Below are 19,888 nucleotides of genomic sequence, written 5' to 3' on the forward strand. Positions count from 1 at the left end.
GCCACGTTCGGCCATCCCTTCCCCACAAGGTGTCTTTTTCATGAGCGAAACCCAGACCACACAGCGCTATACACGGTTATCGATGACCCTGCATTGGCTGATGCTGGCGCTGTTTGTTGGCGTCTATGGCTGCATCGAACTCAAAGGCCTGTTGCCCCGCGGCCATGCGCTCAAAAGCCTGCTCCTTGGCGGCCACGCACTGTTCGGCAGCGGGATTTTCCTGCTGGTGTGGTTGCGTTTGCTCGGGCGCCTGGCACCTCGGCCACCGATCGTGCCGCGCCCGCCGGCCTGGCAGACCGGCGTGTCGCACCTTATGCACCTGGCGTTGTACGGCCTGATGATCATCACGCCGATATTGGCCTGGTTGATGCTCAACGCCGGCGGCAAGCCCGTGCCGTATTTTGAACTTGCCTTGCCCTCGCTGGTAGCGCCAGATCCGGTCCTGGCCAAGCAATTCAAGCATTGGCACGAATGGCTGGGCAGTGCCGGTTATTGGTTGATCGGCCTGCATGCGGTGGCTGGGCTTTTCCATCATTACTGGGTGCGAGACAACACCCTGATGCGCATGTTGCCAAAACGCTAGAACCACACAAATCGCGAATAACGTGTCAGGTGAAACGTTTCATCTTGCGATAAACGGCGCACGCAAGCGCTTGCGTAAGTAAATGTATCTGATTAGAGTCGGTGGCAATCGGCTCTGATCCAAGGGGCTCGAATACAAAAATAAAAAAATCCAGGAGCTCATCCATGAGCCTTGAACCCTTGCTTGAGATGCAGGGCATCAGCAAAACCTTCAATGGTTTGCGCGTGCTCAAGACGGTCGGCCTGAAGGTCTACCCCGGCGAAATCCACGCCTTGATGGGGGAGAACGGCGCCGGCAAGTCGACGCTCATGAAGATTCTCTCCGGTGCCTACCAAGCCGACCCAGGCGGTGAAATCCGCATTGCCGGTCAGCTCATCCCCACCTTCGACCCCGCCACCGCCAAAGCCCTTGGCATCGCCGTGATCTATCAGGAATTGAGCCTGTGCCCCAACCTGAGCGTGGCCGAGAACATTTACCTGGGCCGCGAATTGCGGCGCGGCTGGACCATCGATCGTAAGGGCATGGAGGCCGGTTGCATCGAAGTGTTGCAGCGCCTGGGCGCTGAGTTCACCCCGGCCACGCGAGTCAGCAGCCTGTCGATCGCCGAGCGTCAGTTGGTGGAAATCGCCCGCGCCCTGCATGCCCACGCCAAGATCCTGGTGATGGACGAACCCACCACGCCCTTGTCATCCCGCGAGACCGACCGCTTGTTCGCGCTGATCAAGCAACTGCGCAGCCAGGGCTTGGCGATCATCTACATCAGCCACCGCATGGCCGAAATCTACGCGTTATCGGACCGCGTCTCGGTGCTGCGTGACGGCCAGTACATCGGCGAGTTGACCCGCGATGCACTGTCCGCCGAAGCGTTGGTGAAAATGATGGTGGGCCGCGACCTGTCAGGGTTCTACAAGAAGGAACACGCCGCGTATAACCCCGGCAACGTGGTGATGCGGGTGCGCGACATGGCCGACGGCAAGCGCGTGCGCCACTGCAGTTTCGACGTGCATGCCGGCGAAGTACTGGGCATTGCCGGCCTGGTCGGGGCAGGGCGCACCGAGCTGGCGCGGCTGATCTTTGCGGCCGACCCACGCACCTCGGGCACCCTGGAAGTGGTCGGCAAGGCCGTTACCCCACTGCGCACCCCGGCGGATGCGATTCGCGCAGGCGTCGTCTACCTCACCGAAGACCGCAAGGCTCAGGGCCTGTTCCTCGACATGAGCGTGGCGGACAACATCAACGTCTGCGCCTGTGTGCCGGATGCCCATGCCGGCGGAGTGCTGGACCGCGACCATGCGTTGCAGCGATCCAATGATGCGATCAAGTCGCTGTCGATTCGCGTGGCGTCAGGCAAGGTCAATGCTGGCGCCTTGTCCGGCGGCAATCAGCAGAAGGTGCTTCTGGCACGGCTGCTGGAGGTCAAACCCCACGTGCTGATCCTCGACGAGCCCACACGCGGCGTCGACATCGGCTCCAAGTCCGAGATCTACCGCATCATCAATCAATTGGCCCAGGCCGGCATCGGCATCGTGGTGATTTCCAGCGAGTTGCCGGAAATCATCGGCACCTGCGACCGCGTGTTGATCATGCGCGAAGGCCAGCTCGTCGCTGAAGTCGGCGGTGCCTCCGGCCAGGCTATTTCCCAAGAACGCATTATTGACCTCGCCACCGGTGGCGATCAGGTGGTTGCCCATGGCTGAGTTGAATATCGCAACGACAAACAAAGCGGAACGCGCACGCGAGCTGATGCGCACGGTGGGCATGTTGCCCGTGCTGATCTTGCTGTTGGTGGGCTTTGCCCTGGCCAGCGAGAACTTCCTGACGATGCAGAACCTGTCGATCATCTCCCAACAGGCGTCGGTGAACGTGGTGCTGGCGGCGGGCATGACGTTTGTGATCCTCACCGCCGGTATCGACTTGTCAGTGGGCGCGATCCTGGCGGCCTCGGCGGTGGTGGCGTTGCAGGCGTCGATGTCGCCGCAGTTCGGCATGTTCGGGATTGCCGCGGGTATCGGCTTCGGGCTGTTGCTCGGGCTGGTCAATGGCGGGTTGATCGCTTTTATGCGCCTGCCGCCGTTTATCGTCACCCTTGGCGCACTGACGGCCATGCGCGGGCTGGCGCGGCTTTTGGCGGACGACAAGACCGTGTTCAACCCGGACCTGCCATTTGCCTTCATCGGCAATGACTCGTTACTCGGCGTGCCCTGGTTGGTGATCATCGCCGTGGCCGTGGTGGCGCTGTCGTGGTTCATCCTGCGCCGCACCGTGATGGGCGTGCAGATCTACTCGGTCGGCGGCAACCCGGAAGCGGCGCGGTTGTCGGGGATCAAGGTGTGGAAGGTGCTGCTGTTCGTCTACGCCATGTCCGGCGCGCTGGCCGGGCTGGGCGCGGTGATGAGCGCTTCGCGTCTATTCGCTGCCAATGGTTTGCAACTGGGGCAATCCTACGAGCTGGATGCGATTGCGGCGGTGATCCTCGGTGGCACCAGTTTCACCGGCGGCGTCGGCACCATCGGCGGCACACTGATCGGTGCGCTGATCATTGCCGTGCTCACCAATGGGCTGGTGCTGCTGGGCGTGTCGGATATCTGGCAATACATCATCAAGGGCATTGTGATCATCGGCGCGGTGGCGCTGGATCGTTATCGCCAGTCCGGTGCGCGGACCTGATTTCATACAACAATCACAAGAGAGACCCGCATGAACCTTAAACGCATGTTTCCCGTCATTGCCTTGGCTGCCCTGATGTCCCAAGCCGTCGAAGCCCGTGAGTTGAAAGCCCTCGGCATCAGCATGGGTTCCCTGGGCAACCCGTACTTCGTGACCCTGGCCGATGGCGCCACGGCGCGGGCCAAGGAGCTGAACCCCAATGTCAAGGTCACCTCGGTGTCGGCTGACTATGACCTGAGCAAGCAGTTTTCGCAGATCGATAACTTCATTTCATCCAAGGTCGACCTGATCCTGATCAACGCCGTCGACCCGTCTGCCATGGCCTCGGCGATCAAGAAAGCCCGCGATGCCGGGATCGTCGTGGTCGCTGTGGATGTGGACGCCAAGGGCGTCAACGCCACCGTGCAGACCGACAACGTCGAAGCCGGCAAGCTGGCCTGCCAGTACCTGGTGGACAAGCTCTCCGGCAAGGGCAACGTGATCATCCAGAACGGCCCGCAAGTGACCGCCGTGACCGACCGCGTCAAAGGTTGCAAGGCCGCACTCGCTGCTGCGCCCGACATCAAGGTGCTGTCCGATGATCAGGACGGCAAAGGCTCCCGCGAAGGTGGCTTGAACGTGATGCAGGGTTATCTCACGCGCTTCCCGAAAATCGACGGCTTGTTCGCGATCAACGACCCGCAAGCCGTCGGCAGCGACCTGGCGGCCAAGCAGCTCAAGCGCAGCGGCCTCATCATCACCTCGGTGGATGGCGCGCCGGATATCGAGAATGCGCTGAAGACCGATTCCCAGATACAGGCGTCTTCCAGCCAGGACCCATGGGCCATGGCGCAGACCGCGGTAAACGTGGGCAATGACATTCTCAACGACAAAGCCCCGGCCGAAGCGGTTACCCTGCTCACGCCCAAACTGATCACCCGCGACAACATCGGTACGTACAGCGGTTGGTCGAGTAAACATTGATCCATTGAGAAGGAACAACGCCGTGGTCACCATGGATGACGTGGCAAGCCGGGCCGGGGTGTCGACATCGACGGTGTCGCACGTGTTGAACGGCACCCGCAAGGTCAGCCCGGCCACCGTGCTGGCGGTGCAGCAGGCGATCCAGGCGTTGGGCTACATCCCCAACACGCTGGCGCGCTCGCTGGCCCGGTCAAGCACCAATACCATGGGTGTGGCGATCTCGGCGTTGTCCAACCACTACTTCAGCGAAACGGTGCACGCGATTGAAACCGAGTGTGCCAAGCACGGCTACATGATGCTGTTTGTCGACACCCATGATGATCCGGAGCAGGAATTGCGGGTGGTCACGGCGCTGCATCATCGGCGGGTGGATGGGATTGTGCTGGCGCCCTCCAATGGCTCCAAGGCGCTGGAGTACCTGCGGGCCAACGAGATTCCAGCAGTGCTGGTTGACCGCATGATGAGCGATCAATTTGACCAGATCGGGGTGGACAACGCCCAACCGACCCAGGCCCTTATCCAGCACCTGATCGCCCATGGGCACCGGCGGATTGGTTTTATCGCCGGGCGGGAGGGGTTCAGTACCACGGACGAGCGCGTCGCGGGTTATCGCGCGGCATTGCTCGCGGCGGGGCTGGCGTTTGATCCGCAACTGCTGGTCAACGGCGGCTCCAACACTGAACCGGCGCGCAAGGCAACGGTGCAGTTGCTGGGGCTGGCAGCACCACCTACGGCGATTATGGCCGGTAATAACCTGATGACCCTCGGCGCCATGCAGGCCCTGCGTGACGCGCAGATTACCGTGCCGGGGCAGATGGCCCTGGTCGGTTTCGATGATTTTGACTGGGCGGACTTTTTCGAGCCACGCCTGACCCTGATCGCGCAGCCGGTCCAGGCACTCGGCGCCCAGGCCGTGCACCTGTTGTTGCAACGCATGGCCTCGCCTGACGCGCCGCCCCACAGCGTGCGCCTGACGCCGACCCTGCAAGTGCGTAATTCATGTGGCTGTATTGGATTGGAATGACCTCCGTATGAGCAACCCTGTTTCCCTCGGCATCGACCTCGGCACCTCGGAACTCAAAGCGATCCTCATGGACCTCGACGGTTCAGTCCTGGCCCATGCCGGCGTGCGCCTGAGCGTGTCGCGGCGTAATAGCGGCTGGTCCGAGCAAGACCCGCAGGATTGGTGGCAGGCGTGTTTGCAGGCGCTGGCCCAGTTGCGCACGCATGAGGCATTTGCCCGTGTGGCCTGTATCGGCCTGTCTGGGCAGATGCATGGCGCGGTGTTGCTGGGGGCGGATAATCGCGTGTTGTATCCGGCGATCCTGTGGGATGACTCGCGTGCGGTCGCCGAGGCTGAACGGTTGGGAACGGCGTTTGCCGACGTCACCGGCAGCCTGCCCATGGCGGGGCTGACAGCGCCGAAACTGTTGTGGCTGAAACAGCATGAGCCGCAGGTGTTCAAGGCCATCGATTGTGTGCTGTCACCCAAGGACTACCTGCGCTTGCGTTTGAGTGGCGAGCGCATCAGCGAGATGTCGGATGCCGCCGGCACATTGTGGCTGGATGTGGCACGGCGTGAGTGGTTCGTCCCGATGTTGCGCGCGACGGGGCTGTCGCCTGCGCAGATGCCCAGGTTGGTCGAGGGCGGTGCCGCGAGCGCGGTGTTGACGGCGGACGGGCTGGGTTTGTCTTCCTCCGTCGTGATTGCCGGCGGCGGCGGTGACAACCCGGTCGCGGCTGTCGGTATCGGTGCGATCAAGGCAGGGGACGCCTTTATCACCCTCGGCACCAGCGCGGCCATCGTCGCCATCACCGACCACGCTGCCGGCAACCCGGCCAGCGCGGTACACAGCTTTTGCCATGCACTGCCTGACCGTTGGTACACCATGGGCGCCATGCTGGCCGGGGCCAGTTGCCTGCGTTGGGTCACGCGGCTGACGGGGATGCCGGATGAACAGACCTTGTTGGACCAGGTGCAGGCGCAATTGCCGATTGAGCAGGCAGTGCCCCTCAGTACCCCGCTGTTTCTGCCGTACCTCGCCGGCGAACGCACGCCGCACAACGATCCGCTGCTGCGCGGCGGATTCATGGGCCTGGGCCATGACTGCACACCCGCTATGCTCGGTTATGCGGTGATGGAAGGGGTGGGTTTCGGTTTGCTGGATGCGCTGCGCGCCGTGCAATCGGCCGGTGCCAACGTTGATGCCTGCGCCTTGGTGGGCGGCGGGGCGCGCAGCGAATACTGGGCGCAGTTGCTGGCCAACATCCTCCAGCGGGAGATATACACGTTGCACGGCAGTGAATTGAGCGCCTGCATCGGGGCGGCGAAACTGGGCTTCCTGTCGATCGGGGAAGGGGACGCGTTGTTGCAAGCGGGAATGCCGGTGAAGGCCCGGTATAGGCCGGATCCCGCACAGCAGGCAGTACTGGCAGCGCGTTATCGCCTGTTTCAGGGTTTACTGGGAGCGGCAAAAGCACTGCACGAACAGGCCACGCAGCCGTGTCAGGCATCGCGCTGATGACTCACGATCACTCATCCGACAGCGGCGGCAAACGCCGTTTCACCGGGGTTTTCTTGACGATCGCGGTGTTGGTTTCGGCATAGGCATTCAGCTTGTCGAGCAGGTTGTCCAGATGATCCATGGTGCGCACATGCAGCCGTGCGATGAAGCAATCATCGCCGGTCACTTTGTCGCACTCGGTGAATTCGGGGATCGCCTGGATCTGCCGTTCCACCTCATGCAGTTTGCCGGGCAGGGGGCGGATGCGCACGATGGCTTGCAGCAGGTAGCCGAAGTGCTTGGGGTCGATGTCGACGGTGTAGTGGGTCAGCACGCCGCGCTCTTCAAGACGGCGCAGGCGTTCGCTGACACTCGGCGAGGACAGCCCGGTAATGCCGGCCAGGGTCTTGAGGGACAGGCGTGAGTCGTCCATCAAAGCGGCGATGAGTTGCTGGTCGATGGTGTCAATCATGGTTTCCACCTAATAAGTAAAGGCAATCCAGTGGTTTGGCCTTTTTTAGGCGCTGGAGCCGCTCCCGAACAGATTGCCATAATTGAGCCTCACTTGAGGAGCTTCAATCATGGACACATCCATCCGTCGTGGTTCGTGGGAAATGATCGCCGCCATGCTCATCTCGGGCACCATTGGCTGGTTTGTACTGGTCTCTGGCGTGTCGGTGATCGAAGTGGTGTTCTGGCGCTGCGTGATCGGTGGGCTGACGCTCTTGCTGGTGTGCGCGCTGCTGGGTTATTTGCGCCTGGACCTGCTGAACGGGGCCAAGCTCGGCCTGGCGATGCTCAGTGGCGTGGCGATTGTTGGCAATTGGTTGCTGCTGTTCGAATCCTATTCCCGTGCCTCCATTGCCATCAGCACAGCGGTGTACAACGTGCAGCCGTTCATGTTGGTGATGCTGGCGGCAGTGTTCCTCGGAGAAAAGATCACCGTGCAGAAACTGGCGTGGCTGAGTATTGCGTTTTTGGGGATGCTGGCGATTGTCACGGCCCATGGCGACCAACAGACCGGCGACGATTACCTGGCCGGCATCGCCTTGGCGCTGGGTGCGGCGTTTCTCTATGCCATTGCGGCGCTGATCATCAAGCGTTTGAAAGAAGTGCCACCGCATTTGATGGCGTTGATCCAGGTGACCACCGGCGCGCTGCTGCTCGCGCCAATGGTGCCTTGGAACAGTTTGCCAGCCACCACCAACGCCTGGGCGGCATTGGTGACACTCGGCGTGGTGCACACCGGTTTGATGTACGTGCTGCTGTACGGCGCGATCCAGAAACTGCCCACGGCGATTACCGGTGCGCTGTCGTTCATCTACCCGATTGCGGCGATCTTCGTCGATTGGATCGCCTTCGGGCATCGCCTGGGCTGGCTGCAATGGTTGGGTGTGGCGGCGATTCTGCTGGCGGCTGCGGGGTTGCAGCGGGGCTGGTGGTGGCCCCGCTCGCAGACGGTCAGTGCGTACCCTGGAAAATGATGTTTTCCGGGTTGAAGTGCTCCACCGCGCTGCCCGGTTGCGGCAAGCCCAGGATATGCCCCTTGATCTTGCCCACCACGTGCATCTCGCACGGTTTGCAGTCGAACTTCAGGGTCAGCACTTCATCGCCGTGGATCAACTGCATCGGCGCGACCTTGGTCTTCACGCCCGTGACACCCTTCGCCTGTTTAGGGCACAGGTTGAACGAGAAGCGCAGGCAGTGCTTGGTGATCATCACCGGTACTTCGCCGGTTTCCTCATGGGCTTCGAACGCGGCGTCGATCAGCTTCACCCCGTGACGGTGGTAGAAGTCGCGGGCTTTCTGGTTGTAGACGTTGGCCAGGAACGACAGGTGCGCATCCGGGTAGACCGGCGGCGGGGTGGTTTCGGCTTTGCGTCCACCGCGTGGATGTGCGGCCACACGGGCAGCGGTCAGCGCTTCGATCACTTCGCGGCGCAAGGCTTTGAGCTGTGAGTTGGGGATGAAGAACGCTTGCGGCGCATCCAGCTGGATATCGGTCGCGTGGTATTCGGTGGTGCCCAGTTGGCCGAGCAGGTCGCGCAAGGTATCCAGCGCCTGCTCCGGCTTGTTGGCCACGCCGAACGGGCCGGGCAGGGTGACGCTGGCGCTGATGCCTTCTTCACTGGTGGCAGTCACGTCCAGCTGCTCTTCACGCAGGCGAGCCACCCACGTCAGGCCGATGCGGCGTTCGGACGAGGTCTTCAACAGCGCCTGTTGCCAGTTGTGGTCGAGGTTGCGGTTCAGCGGATGATTCGGGCGCAGTTGATGCAGGCCGGCCGGCATTTCATTCGGTTCGACGCGGTAGCGATAGCGTTTCTCGCCGTCTTCCTCGAACTCGCCCTTAGGCTCGGCGATGTTGGCGCGGAAACCCACCACTTCACGCTTGACCAGCACGTTGAGGCCGTCGCCATTGGACAGCGGCTCATGGGTGACCACTTGCAGGTCACGCTTGCCGGCTTTTTCCACCACACCCACCGGCAGGCCGGTGAACGTCGGGGTGTCGAAGGCGCCGATGTCGATCTTGCGGTCAGTGACGAAATAGTCGGTGCTGCCACGGTGAAAGGTCTTTTCCGGATCGGGCAGGAAGAAGTGCGCGGTACGGCCGCTGGAAGCGCGAGCCAGGTCCGGGCGGTCTTCAAGGATCTCGTCGAGGCGCTGGCGGTAGTAGGCGGTGATGTTCTTCACATAGCCCATGTCTTTATAGCGACCTTCGATCTTGAACGAGCGCACGCCGGCTTCGACCAAGGCGCGCAGGTTGGCGCTCTGGTTGTTGTCTTTCATCGACAGCAGGTGCTTTTCAAAGGCCACGACACGGCCCTGATCATCTTTCAAGGTATACGGCAAACGGCAAGCCTGGGAGCAATCCCCACGGTTGGCACTACGGCCATTCTGCGCGTGGGAGATGTTGCACTGACCGGAGAACGCCACGCACAAGGCGCCGTGGATGAAAAACTCGATGGCGGCATCGGTTTCGTCGGCGATGGCGCGGATTTCCTGCAGGTTCAGCTCACGGGCCAAGACCAACTGCGAGAAACCGGCCTGGTCGAGAAACTTGGCGCGGCCCAGGGTGCGAATGTCGGTCTGGGTACTGGCGTGCAGCTCGATGGGCGGAATATCCAGCTCCATCACGCCAAGGTCTTGCACGATCAACGCATCGACGCCGGCGTCGAAGAGCTGATGGATCAGCTTGCGCGCCGGTTCCAGTTCGTTGTCATGCAAGATGGTGTTGATCGTGGTGAACACGCGTGCGTGGTACCGGCGCGCGAATTCTACCAGGGACGCGATATCGCTCACGTCGTTACAGGCGTTATGGCGCGCGCCGAAGCTCGGGCCGCCAATGTACACGGCGTCGGCGCCATGCAGGATCGCCTCGCGCGCGATGGCGACATCGCGGGCAGGGCTGAGCAATTCCAGGTGATGCTTGGGCAAGGACATAGTTTTTTTAGTCAGGCTTGTCACGGTTGAGGCGGGCATTGTAGCTGTGAAATGCCTGACCGGCACCCACTCAGGCCTGAGCGGCCATCGCAGTCACTTCCACGCGCATGCCGTCTACGGCCAGAGCGGCAACGCCAACGGCCGCGCGCACGGGCCAGGGCTTGGCAAAGAAGCGTTTGTAGACCTCGTTGAAGGCCGCGCGATCGGCCATATCCGTCAGATAAATGGTCAGGTGCATCACCCGGTCCATCGAGCTGCCGGCCTTTTCCAGGGCGACTTTCAAGGCTTGCAGGGTGCATTCGCTTTGCTGGGTGATATCGCCCAGCTCCAGGCTGCCATCAGCACGGGTCGGGATCTGGGTGGACACCAGGATGCCATTGAAGCCGATCACGTCGGAGGAAATCGAGTCGGCATCGGGGTCCGGGGTGTAGTGCAGGTCGTGGTTGGCCATGGGCGCCTCTGGTTGGCAGGTTCAGAAAGGCGCCCATGGTCCCCGAAATTGACGACAGGGGCAAACTACGCCCAGCGGCGGAACAACACGCTGGCATTCACGCCGCCGAAGCCGAAGCCGTTGGACAGCGCGTATTCGATCGGCATGGGGCGGGCTGCACCGCGCACCATATCCAGGCCATCCGCAAGTGGGTCGGGGTTTTGCAGGTTGAGGGTGACCGGGGCAACCTGGTCGCGCAGGGCGAGCACGGTGAAAATGGCTTCAATTCCGCCCGCAGCCCCCAACAGGTGACCGGTGGCGGATTTGGTCGAGCTGATGGCCGGACTGCCTTTGGCGCCGAACACCGTGTTGATCGCCGCCAGTTCGCCTTTGTCGCCCACCGGAGTGGAGGTGGCGTGAGCATTCAAGTACTGCACCTGGGTCGCATCGATTCCAGCCTGGCGCAAGGCCTGCAGCATGGCGCGTCGCGCACCGTCGCCATCTTCCGGGCCGGCCGTCATGTGATAGGCGTCGGCACTGGTGCCGTAGCCCACCAATTCCGCAATCGGCTGTGCGCCACGTGCCAGGGCGTGTTCGAGTTCCTCAATGACGAGGATGCCGGCGCCTTCGCCCATGACAAAACCGTCACGTGCCTGGTCGAATGGCCGCGAAGCCAGCTCGGGTGTTTCATTGAAGTCGCTGGACAATGCCCGTGCCGCCGCAAAGCCAGCCAGGCTGACCCGATGAATGGCCGCTTCGGCACCGCCACATACCGCCACATCGACTTCACCGGCACGAATCATCCGTGCCGCGTCGCCAATCGCCTGCACACCTGCCGCACAGGCGGTCACCGGTGCGCCCAGCGGGCCTTTCAACCCATAGTTGATCGACACATGCCCGGCGGCCATGTTGCTCAGGAAGGAGGGGATGGTGAACGGCGACAACCGCCGTGGGCCTTTGCTATCGGTGGTGCGTACCGCATCGGCAATTGCCGGGAAGCCGCCGACACCCGAAGCGATGATGGTGGCAGTACGTTCCTGCGCTTCGGGCGTCACTGGCGCCCATCCGGCCTGCTTCAAGGCTTCATCCGCCGCCGCCAGGGCGAACAGGATAAAGCGGTCCATCTTGCGCTGTTCCTTGGGCGCCAGCAGTCGACCGGGGTCGAAGCCGGCTTCTGGATCCTGCTGCACGCTTTGTACCTGGCCACCGATGCTCACGGCCAGGTCTCCGATCAGTTCTTCCGGTAGCCGGCGAATGCCCGACTGCCCGGCCAGCAGGCGTTGCCAGGTTGACTCCACGTCAGCACCGAGCGGCGTCAGCGCGCCCATGCCTGTCACAACGATGCGTTTATTCATGATCAATCGACTCCGGTTGTGTTGAGGGAACAGCCCCTATGGACGTCACTATCATGATGAAAGTAACATGGCATCACGCAAATAGGCACCGCTCAAAGGAATCCCGCCCATGCAACGCAAGTCCCTTACCCGCGACGAATGTCCCATCGCCCGCAGCCTTGAGCGGGTAGGGGAGTGGTGGAGCATCCTGATCATGCGCGACGCGCTGCAGGGCCTGCGCCGTTTCGATGAGTTTTCCCGCAGCCTGGGCATCGCGCCCAATATGCTTACGCGCCGCCTGAACGCCCTGGTAGAGGCCGGCATGCTGGAGCGCCAGGCCTACAGCGAGCGGCCGCCGCGCTATGAATATGTGCCGACGGCCAAGGGCGAGGATTTCCGCATGGTGCTGATGTCGCTGGTAGCCTGGGGTAACCGGCATTACGCCGAGGAGGGCACCAGCGTGGAGTTGGTGGAGCGTGCGACGGGCACGCCAGTACAGCCAATGTTGGCCCGTGCGGATGGGCAGCAGGTACCACTTGACCAGTGCATGTTGCAGGCCGGCCCGGCGGCGAGTTCGGGCATGCGCGAACGCCTGGCCTTGCTTGATGCAAAGCGCTGATCAAACGAGTAGTTGACGCCAGAAAATAATCCCTCAAGCGCGCGTAAAGTCGCGGATTTCCGAGCCGATAGCAAATAGAGACACAGGGTTCTCCGCACGGTTGAGGGTAAGTCCATGTTCAACACAGCACTCAAGACAGCACTGTCGGCCAGGACGGCCGAAGTCACCGAGTTCAAAGGACTGATCGCCGCACTGGAACGCTCCATGGCCGTGGTCGAATTCGACCTGAACGGCAGGGTGCTGCGGGCCAACGACAACTTCCTCAAGACCCTGGGCTACAACGCCAGTCAGTTGACGGGTAAATCCCACCGTGACTTTTGCCCGCCAGCACTGACCAGCAGCCCGGCCTACAGCCAGTTCTGGAGTGATTTGAAGGCGGGCAAGTTTGTCTCGGGTACCTTCAAACGTGTGGATAGCAACGGCAACACCATCTGGTTGGAAGCCAGTTACAACCCGGTGCTGGATGAGCGCGGCCAGGTGTTAAAAGTGGTCAAGTACGCGCTGGACGTGACCAGCAAGGTCGAGCAAGAAGCGGCCACCCGCAGCAAACTCACGGCGCTGGACCGGGCAATGGCGGTGATTGAATTCGATTTGAATGGCCAAGTGCTGGACGCCAACGTGAATTTCCTCAATGTGATGGGTTACACCTTGGCGGAAATCAAAGGCAAACATCACCGGCTGTTTTGCGAACCGGCGCTGATCAATAGCCATGAATACACTGACTTCTGGCGTCGCTTGAACAGCGGCGAATTCTTCGCTGGTCAATTCAAGCGCCTGGGCAAGCAGGGGCGTGTGGTATGGCTGGAAGCCAGCTACAACCCGGTATATGACGGCGACGGCAAGCTGACCAAGATCGTCAAGTTCGCCAGCGACATCACCGAGCGCGTGGAAAAGTTCGAAGAAGACTCCCGAGGTGCGTCGCGGGCTTACCATATCTCCTCCGAGACCGAGCGCTTTGCCGAACATGGCACCCAGGTGATCCAGGAGACTGCCAGCGAAATGCGCCGCATTGCCGACAACATCGGCGCCTCTGCGCGGCTGGTGGGGCAACTGGGCGATCGTTCCGAGCAGATCACTGCCATCGTCAACACCATTCGCGGGATCGCCGACCAGACCAACTTGTTGGCCCTCAATGCGGCGATCGAGGCGGCGCGCGCGGGGGATCAGGGGCGAGGCTTTGCGGTGGTGGCCGATGAAGTCCGGCAACTGGCCGGGCGGACCAGCCGCTCGACGGCGGAAATTGCCGAAATGATCGGCATGATCCTCTCGGAAACCCGTGACGCAGTGACCAGCATGAACGCCACCCAGGAAGGCGCGCAACGCGGCGTCAGCCTGGCTGATCAGGCGGGTTCGGTGATCCTGCAGATTCGCACCAGCACCAGTGACGCCGTGGAGGCGGTGAGCATGTTCGCGTCGAAGCTGGATGAGTCGGAAGTCATTCCCAAGACCGCAGTGGGTTGGGTGGGTTAACGCCCCCCAATGGGAGGCGCGAGCATGCTCGCGAAAAACGCCCGGGCAACGCGTAGATTCAGGATGTACGCGTTATCCTTGAGGTTATTCGCGAGCAAGCGCGTGCCTACCTATAGCAGGGTAAACGGATAGTCGACGATCAGCCGCAGCTCGTTCAGGTCGCCATCGCGCTGGTCGGCGTTTGCTGCCACGATCGCATCACGCACGCGCAACGACAGGTTTTTCGCCGGACCACTCTGGATCACGTACTTGGCCTCCAGGTCCGTTTCGTGGTGCGCGCCGTCGTCACCGTAGTCGCCCGCATAGGCGCTGTGATCCGGCGTGTGGGTGCCATTGATATCCGAACCGTTGATATAGCGCCCCATGAAACTCAGTCCCGGCACGCCATAACTGGCCATGTTCAGGTCATAACGGATCCCCCAGGACTGTTCGCCCGGCCCGTTGAAGTCCCCCCATTGCACCGAGTTGGCCAGGTAGACCGAGTCGCCGCCTTCGCCCGCGCCGTTGTTGCCGGTGCCGATGTAGTCAAACGGTGTGTCGCCATGCACTTTCTGGAACGACAGCGTCAGCGTATGCGCCTGCAGGAACGAGTACGCCGCCGCCAACGAGTAGGTGGTGTTGTTGATCGCCCCGGCCTTGGCGCTGCCGGTGTCGAGGGTGCGGTAGAGGTTGCCGTCCAGCGCGAGTGACTGGTCATGGGCCAACGGGATCACGTAGTTGAGGTTGGTATAGTACTGGCGCCAGATGTCTTCCAACTCACCGGCATACACCGTTGCGCTGAGGGATGGGCTGAAGGTGTACTTGCCCCCGAGGAAACTTGCACTGTTGGCCGCGATATTGGCGTAGGTCGCGTAGATATCGTGATCATGGTTGCTGGTCATGCCACTGTTGGTGCTGGTGAAGTGCCCGGCTTCCAGGTCCAGCCCGGCGATTTCGCTGCTGGTCAGGTCGAAACCGGTAGCGGTCTGCGGCAACAGGCGCGTGCCGCCGGTGGCGAAGACCGGGGCGGTGGGCTGCATGTCGCCGAATTTGAGCTGGGTCTTGGAGACTTTGATCTTCACCGCCGCGCCCACGGAGCCGTAGGCGTCTTCGGGGTCGCCATGCCGGTCGGTCGGCAGGTTGCCGGTGCCGGCGTCCGCGTGGGTGGCGTCAAGTTTCAACCCGCCATAGGCGTAGGCGTCAACGCCGAAGCCGATGGTGCCCTGGGTGAAACCCGAGGCGTAGTTGAGCATCGCGCCCTGGGTCCAGTCGATGTTATCGGCCCGTCCGCCTTCGCGATTGCGGTTCATGTAGTAGTTGCGCAACAACCCGGTGACGCTGCTGCCCTCGATAAACCCCTTGGAGTCCGCTTGGTCGGTGACCGATTCGGCAAACGCCATCTGACTGATACCGGCACACACCGCCAGTGCTAACAGGCTCGACTGTTTAATCATGTTGTGACTTCCCCGGAATAATGAGCGCGCGCGCAGAAACACTGCACTTATTGGCTGGCGCATAAAGGTGTATGGGCAGATGTTTGCAGGTGAGCTGTTAGGGTTTTTTATTGTGTTCGGCGTGGCTGCCGAGCTTGATTCTAAGCACAGTCTGCGCGGCCTGCAGCGGGGGACCGGATGAAACTCGATTAATTAAACTTCACTCTTTTTAATCGCCTGCGGGTGTAGCGTGGGGGCTGTCTTAGCCGCTCTGCTTCGACAAAATCCTTTGGTTGCCGCCGCAGAGTCTGCGGCGGATTTTTTTGCGTGGGCGGCTGATTGGAACTGGTTTGTATAAGGAAAGCGGAGCGGGGCGCTTTACTCTTTTACATCCATGAATTCTTCAGCCCATGCCACGTAGCTTTCCGGCAAGGTATAGGTGTGCGTCAGCTCGGTGGCACTGAGGTTATCGGTGCTGTGGGTCAACTGGCGCTGGGCTCGCAGGCTGTCGTAAGTCGCCTTGATCGCCGCAAAGTAAGCACCGTGACCGGCAACTACCACGCGTACGCCGAGGCTCGCCAGGCGCTTGGCATCATTGAGCTTGGGATTGCCATAAGTCACCAGCATCAGCGGCACCGTCAGGTTCTCCGCGATCTTCTCCAAATGCTCGAAATCCGCCACACCGACCATGCAAATCCCATCGGCGCCGGCTTGCTGATACGCCAGGGTGCGCTCGATCACGGCTTCGGTCGGCAACACGCCGGCATTGGTCCGGGCAATGATCGACAACTGCGGATCAACACGGGCTTCCAGCGCGGCGCGGACCTTGCCGATGCCTTCTTCAATAGAGATCAGGTCAGTCGACTTGCGGCCGAATTGCGCAGGCAGCAACGTGTCTTCAATCGTCAACGCGGCCACACCGGCACGCTCAAGTTCTTCGACGGTGCGCATCACGTTCAGCGCGTTACCGTAACCATGGTCGGCATCGGCAATGAAAGGCAGTTGGGCGACACGGCCGATACGGGTGGCTTGCTCAACGAACTCACTCAGGGTGATCAGCGCAAAATCGGGCGCGGCCAATACCTGCAACGACGCAACGGAGCCACCGAGGATGCCGACTTCAAAACCCAGGTCCGCGGCAATCCGCGCCGACATCGGGTCAAAGACGGAAGCGGTTTCAACGCAGGTTGGGGTGGCAAGCAATTCACGGAATTTGCGGCGCAGGGCTGAGTGAGAAATCTTTGGCATGGGCTTTCCTGATTCTGGTCATCGTCTTGTGACGATCAATGTCTATTCGTGGTGGTGCGAGATTAACATGCAGGAGCGCGCGGGATGATGACGTTTCAGCATTGGAGGGTATGGAGTGCGGGTTTACGGTTGGGGAGAAGTTACACCAATATTTTCGAACGGGAGTAATCTTTGTATGCGTCACGAGCGGCAACGTTTTCAGTCTTCACATTCGTTTCGTTGCGAGTAGACAATGTGCGCTCTGTTCCGGGGTAGTTCAGCGGTAGAACACTCGGCTCTTAACCGGGTGGGCGCTGGTTCGAATCCAGCCCCCGGACCCACTACATCGCAGGGTCAGAAGGACATATGTCCAGGCACGATAGGGAATCGGATGCAATGGCCGGCATAAACGCCGGTTATGCGGTCTTTCAGTTATCTCGAGCATTGACCTCATCGGGTCTAGACACTGAGAAAGCGCGTGAACGGATTGAGCGCTGGCAGCAGGTGGTCGAACACATGGTGCAGGGCACCGCGCTGTATGGCTCGCGTATACCACTCGTGGATGTGCCTGAATGGGTCACACTGGAGGTAGTCACGGGTGGTCTTGCCACTGGACAGTATCTGGCCGGTGGTGCACTGACCGAGTACGAACGGCGGCTGGCCGCCTCAATCCCGGGCATCCGCCCTGGTTTTGAACGACTTGATCTCAACACCTGGCACCTTACGGATGAGGGGATCGAAGCCCTGCAAAAGCAACTGGTGAACAGCGACTATCGGATCGATGTACCAGAAGAGGCAGCGCTACTGTACGTGGCTTGGCTGTTGGGACAGCAGCGCACGGAGGAAGCACGCAGACTGATTGAGTCGATCGCATCTTTTTTTGAGCAACTGCGTTTCTTTCCAATGGCTTCTGACGGGCTACCGCTCGCGGCGGTGGAAGTGCAGATCTTCGATGTCGGCGATATCAAAAAGCTGCTTTCAAAACTCCCTGCGCAGCAGCGTCTGGCGGTGCAAAAACATGTGGTCGTGACTCGGTTGCCTTTCTACGATGCAGCTATCTCGCTCTTCCTCTTAACGTACCAGGATGATTGGCCTTGTCGGCAATATCCTGAAGGCTGGCTTGAGCAGGCGAATGCGCTAATTAGTCAGTTCGATGCATCCGGTAGCAATGACATCCTCAACGTTGAACCTTTCAGGGGCCGGGTAGGGGAGTTGTACGCGTTGCTAAGGCTCTGCTCCCGTGACCCAATCTCGCTGACAGGGCGTCAAGTCGGACGTATTCGGCGGATCGTCAATGATTTCGTGTGCAAACATGGTCATCCCGAATCCGAAAATCATCTACAGAGCCGAGCCATACAGCGCCATCAGGTGGCCGCGCCCGAGCATCATCTGATCGCGAAGGCGGTTTCTGAGCGTCTGACCAGCTATACGAGCTCGGAAGGCATCTCTGATTTTTCGTCCCTGTTGGAACCGATTACCAATGAGGAGGCGAAGGCATATTCGCTGAAAACCGGTGTCGCCATTCCACCAGCAGTTCGCCGACGCCTCGAGCGCTGTCGAAAGGGAACCATCAGTCAGTTGATTGACAAGGGATTGATCACATCTGGGGACACCGTGGCGCGAGTACTGCCAGCGATGACGGCCGAAATCTGCAGTGCTGGATTTCGCGATACGACACTGCGCACGTTGTCTATCGCAACGTCTCGTGCTTTTCGGCGACGCCGTTCATTGCTACTGCTCAACCTACAGAGCCAAGTCAAAATCAGTGAGTTGCCTTGGGTGGCGGCCGTTGAAGGTGAACGAGAGGCACACACTGTCGCCGTTGAGGGAGCCAGACAAGCCTTGATCGAATCCTCGGCAACAACTCTCGCTGCTTTCCCTCAGGCAATCCTTCCGAACAAGCTACTTCAGGAGTTTGGTTCGCTTGCTGTCACGGCGAAGCTGGATCTTCCTTTTGTGGAGGAGGTCGCGGCAGACATTTTCATGGGAACCTTTTCGAATAAATTCGTGGAAGCAGCCAGGCGAGCGGCCTCGTTGATAGATGGCACCCTTTACGCCCATTATTACGACATCGACACGAACCAACTGGCGATCCTTCCCGATAAGCCGAAATCAAAGAGCAGAAACTATTTCCAGCGTGACTTGGATACCAGTGATGCATTGGCGAACCTGTGCGCACAGCGGGCTAATGCACCCTCGGGTGGATGGCATTCAGCAACCAACGGCAGGATCATCGAGCAACAACAGATTTTGACAACGCAAAACCTTTCGCTTCTATTTGGTGATCTAGGTTTGAAAGCGCTGCTACATCATCGCTTGGGCTCACTTGCTCAGGAGTGCTTCCAATGGATATGCATGCGGCAGCAGATGAAAATCAAGTTCTATCACTCTAGCTTGGTGATGCTCAAAAATACCGCTTATGCCTGGCGCCAGATGGTGTTTTATTTATCCATGCAGGATGACGCCGAGAGGCGTTGCGCAATCGATAGCATCGAAGCTCATTTCACGGCTCAACCCATTGCATTCCGAGAGAGATTTCTACCGGCAATTATGGGGTTGCGTGTAGCAGCTTCCGGGCTCCCGTTGACCCTGAACCGCCGGAAAAGTGAGGGTGCTCAGGTTTTTCTCGGATGGACCACCGAACGACATTGGTTGTTACCATCGCAAACGAATGACATCAGTTAACCGCTCGGCTGTATCGATGAGGCGTGCTTGAACGCCTCAAAAGCGATATCTGTATATCTGGCTGGAGTTCTTGTACAGACGGGGCAAAACTTTCATGCATACATCAGGACCGAAGTCAGGAAGGACGTCCAACGAGAAGAGCCTGAACGTCTGCAAAAATCGGAAAGTGGTGGCGCGCAACCTCAAGCACAAGTATAGAAAGTTCCACCCTGACACATCATTATACAAGTGGGCGATGTCCGATGTTCATAAGCCACTCACGGACCGGAGATTGCTGACTCAAAGTCTTAGAAACGAATACGGCCGTTCATCGATTGATGTTCATTAACCTAGTTTCCTCGACGTCCCTAGCCTCGCCCCCCCCCGACCTCCCACGGTCCCTGTCCAGAGGCTGATGGATGCTGGTTCAAAAAAAACATTCTTTGGGACCTAGATTGAAAATCTGGCAGAACTTGGCAGGCTCAAAAATTGAGCAGTGCGGCTTGTCCCGGAGCTGGTTGTTCATGGCACTTCCTGATTGGCCTCAGTTCAAGGCAAAGAGGCGTCTACGATG

Annotated in this window: 15 protein-coding genes, 1 tRNA gene and 2 pseudogenes; 12 read left to right on the forward strand and 6 right to left on the reverse strand. The window is 60.2% G+C overall.

Going from position 1 to position 19,888, the window contains the following annotated elements; genetic code table 11:
- Positions 1 to 40 precede the first annotated feature (40 nt).
- From BMZ57_RS17565 to xylB, 6 genes are all read left to right on the forward strand, one after another.
- On the forward strand, positions 41 to 583 hold the full coding sequence (locus BMZ57_RS17565; RefSeq protein WP_010210474.1) for a cytochrome b: 543 nt from the start codon (positions 41 to 43) through the stop codon (positions 581 to 583).
- Between the two features lie 164 nt (positions 584 to 747).
- On the forward strand, positions 748 to 2,280 hold the full coding sequence (locus BMZ57_RS17570) for a sugar ABC transporter ATP-binding protein (protein WP_069673062.1): 1,533 nt from the start codon (positions 748 to 750) through the stop codon (positions 2,278 to 2,280).
- Positions 2,273 to 3,250 (forward strand): ABC transporter permease subunit, encoded by a 978-nt coding sequence (locus BMZ57_RS17575; protein ID WP_010210472.1) that lies wholly within the window; start codon positions 2,273 to 2,275, stop codon positions 3,248 to 3,250. Before BMZ57_RS17570 ends, BMZ57_RS17575 begins: the two co-directional genes overlap by 8 nt.
- Before the next feature lie 30 nt (positions 3,251 to 3,280).
- Positions 3,281 to 4,213 carry an ABC transporter substrate-binding protein gene (locus BMZ57_RS17580; RefSeq protein WP_010210471.1) on the forward strand — a complete coding sequence of 311 codons (933 nt, stop codon included), beginning with the start codon at positions 3,281 to 3,283 and terminating at the stop codon, positions 4,211 to 4,213.
- Positions 4,214 to 4,235: 22 nt separating this feature from the next.
- Complete coding sequence (locus BMZ57_RS17585; RefSeq protein ID WP_021493156.1) at positions 4,236 to 5,237, forward strand: LacI family DNA-binding transcriptional regulator; 1,002 nt, start codon at positions 4,236 to 4,238, stop codon at positions 5,235 to 5,237.
- 7 nt (positions 5,238 to 5,244) lie between these two features.
- Positions 5,245 to 6,735, forward strand: coding sequence for a xylulokinase (gene xylB, locus BMZ57_RS17590; RefSeq protein WP_021493155.1), 1,491 nt, complete (start codon positions 5,245 to 5,247; stop codon positions 6,733 to 6,735).
- Between the two features lie 10 nt (positions 6,736 to 6,745).
- On the opposite strand, the gene BMZ57_RS17595 is transcribed toward xylB, so the two are convergent.
- A complete protein-coding gene (locus BMZ57_RS17595) occupies positions 6,746 to 7,189 on the reverse strand; it encodes an Lrp/AsnC family transcriptional regulator (RefSeq protein WP_010210467.1) in 444 nt (147 codons plus the stop codon).
- A 109-nt stretch (positions 7,190 to 7,298) separates the two neighbouring features.
- On the opposite strand from BMZ57_RS17595, the gene BMZ57_RS17600 reads away from it, so the two are divergent.
- Positions 7,299 to 8,201, forward strand: a complete 903-nt coding sequence (locus tag BMZ57_RS17600) for a DMT family transporter (RefSeq protein ID WP_010210466.1) — start codon at positions 7,299 to 7,301, stop codon at positions 8,199 to 8,201.
- Here the strand turns inward: BMZ57_RS17600 and BMZ57_RS17605 are convergent.
- The 3 genes from BMZ57_RS17605 to fabF all read right to left on the reverse strand — a co-directional run bounded on the left by BMZ57_RS17605 (position 8,179) and on the right by fabF (position 11,943).
- A complete protein-coding gene (locus BMZ57_RS17605; protein WP_069673061.1) occupies positions 8,179 to 10,158 on the reverse strand; it encodes a peptidase U32 family protein in 1,980 nt (659 codons plus the stop codon). The genes BMZ57_RS17600 and BMZ57_RS17605 overlap by 23 nt on opposite strands.
- A gap of 70 nt (positions 10,159 to 10,228) precedes the next feature.
- Complete coding sequence (locus tag BMZ57_RS17610) at positions 10,229 to 10,609, reverse strand: RidA family protein (RefSeq protein WP_010210464.1); 381 nt, start codon at positions 10,607 to 10,609, stop codon at positions 10,229 to 10,231.
- A gap of 65 nt (positions 10,610 to 10,674) precedes the next feature.
- Positions 10,675 to 11,943, reverse strand: a complete 1,269-nt coding sequence (gene fabF / locus BMZ57_RS17615) for a beta-ketoacyl-ACP synthase II (RefSeq protein ID WP_021493153.1) — start codon at positions 11,941 to 11,943, stop codon at positions 10,675 to 10,677.
- Positions 11,944 to 12,052: 109 nt separating this feature from the next.
- Between fabF and BMZ57_RS17620 the strand changes: the two genes are divergently transcribed.
- The 3 genes and pseudogenes from BMZ57_RS17620 to BMZ57_RS30210 form a co-directional block, all read left to right on the forward strand.
- Entirely contained in the window at positions 12,053 to 12,541 is a 489-nt protein-coding gene (locus BMZ57_RS17620) for a winged helix-turn-helix transcriptional regulator (RefSeq protein WP_010210461.1), read from the forward strand.
- A gap of 114 nt (positions 12,542 to 12,655) precedes the next feature.
- Positions 12,656 to 13,423 (forward strand): annotated as a pseudogene (locus tag BMZ57_RS30205) (PAS domain-containing protein); the annotation flags it as partial.
- A 111-nt stretch (positions 13,424 to 13,534) separates the two neighbouring features.
- A pseudogene (locus BMZ57_RS30210) lies at positions 13,535 to 14,011 on the forward strand (methyl-accepting chemotaxis protein); the annotation flags it as partial.
- A 110-nt stretch (positions 14,012 to 14,121) separates the two neighbouring features.
- Here the strand turns inward: BMZ57_RS30210 and BMZ57_RS17630 are convergent.
- Both BMZ57_RS17630 and BMZ57_RS17635 read right to left on the reverse strand, forming a co-directional pair.
- Positions 14,122 to 15,444 (reverse strand): OprD family porin, encoded by a 1,323-nt coding sequence (locus tag BMZ57_RS17630; RefSeq protein ID WP_021493152.1) that lies wholly within the window; start codon positions 15,442 to 15,444, stop codon positions 14,122 to 14,124.
- 357 nt (positions 15,445 to 15,801) lie between these two features.
- On the reverse strand, positions 15,802 to 16,671 hold the full coding sequence (locus tag BMZ57_RS17635) for an isocitrate lyase/PEP mutase family protein (protein ID WP_010210455.1): 870 nt from the start codon (positions 16,669 to 16,671) through the stop codon (positions 15,802 to 15,804).
- 245 nt (positions 16,672 to 16,916) lie between these two features.
- On the opposite strand from BMZ57_RS17635, the gene BMZ57_RS17640 reads away from it, so the two are divergent.
- Together BMZ57_RS17640 and BMZ57_RS17645 are read left to right on the forward strand one after the other, a co-directional pair.
- A tRNA-Lys gene (locus tag BMZ57_RS17640) sits at positions 16,917 to 16,991 on the forward strand.
- A gap of 55 nt (positions 16,992 to 17,046) precedes the next feature.
- Positions 17,047 to 19,335 carry a hypothetical protein gene (locus BMZ57_RS17645; RefSeq protein WP_044287199.1) on the forward strand — a complete coding sequence of 763 codons (2,289 nt, stop codon included), beginning with the start codon at positions 17,047 to 17,049 and terminating at the stop codon, positions 19,333 to 19,335.
- Positions 19,336 to 19,888: the final 553 nt, after the last annotated feature.

It is taken from the genome of Pseudomonas simiae (assembly GCF_900111895.1).
In the GTDB taxonomy this organism is placed as follows: Bacteria; Pseudomonadota; Gammaproteobacteria; order Pseudomonadales; family Pseudomonadaceae; genus Aquipseudomonas; species Aquipseudomonas simiae.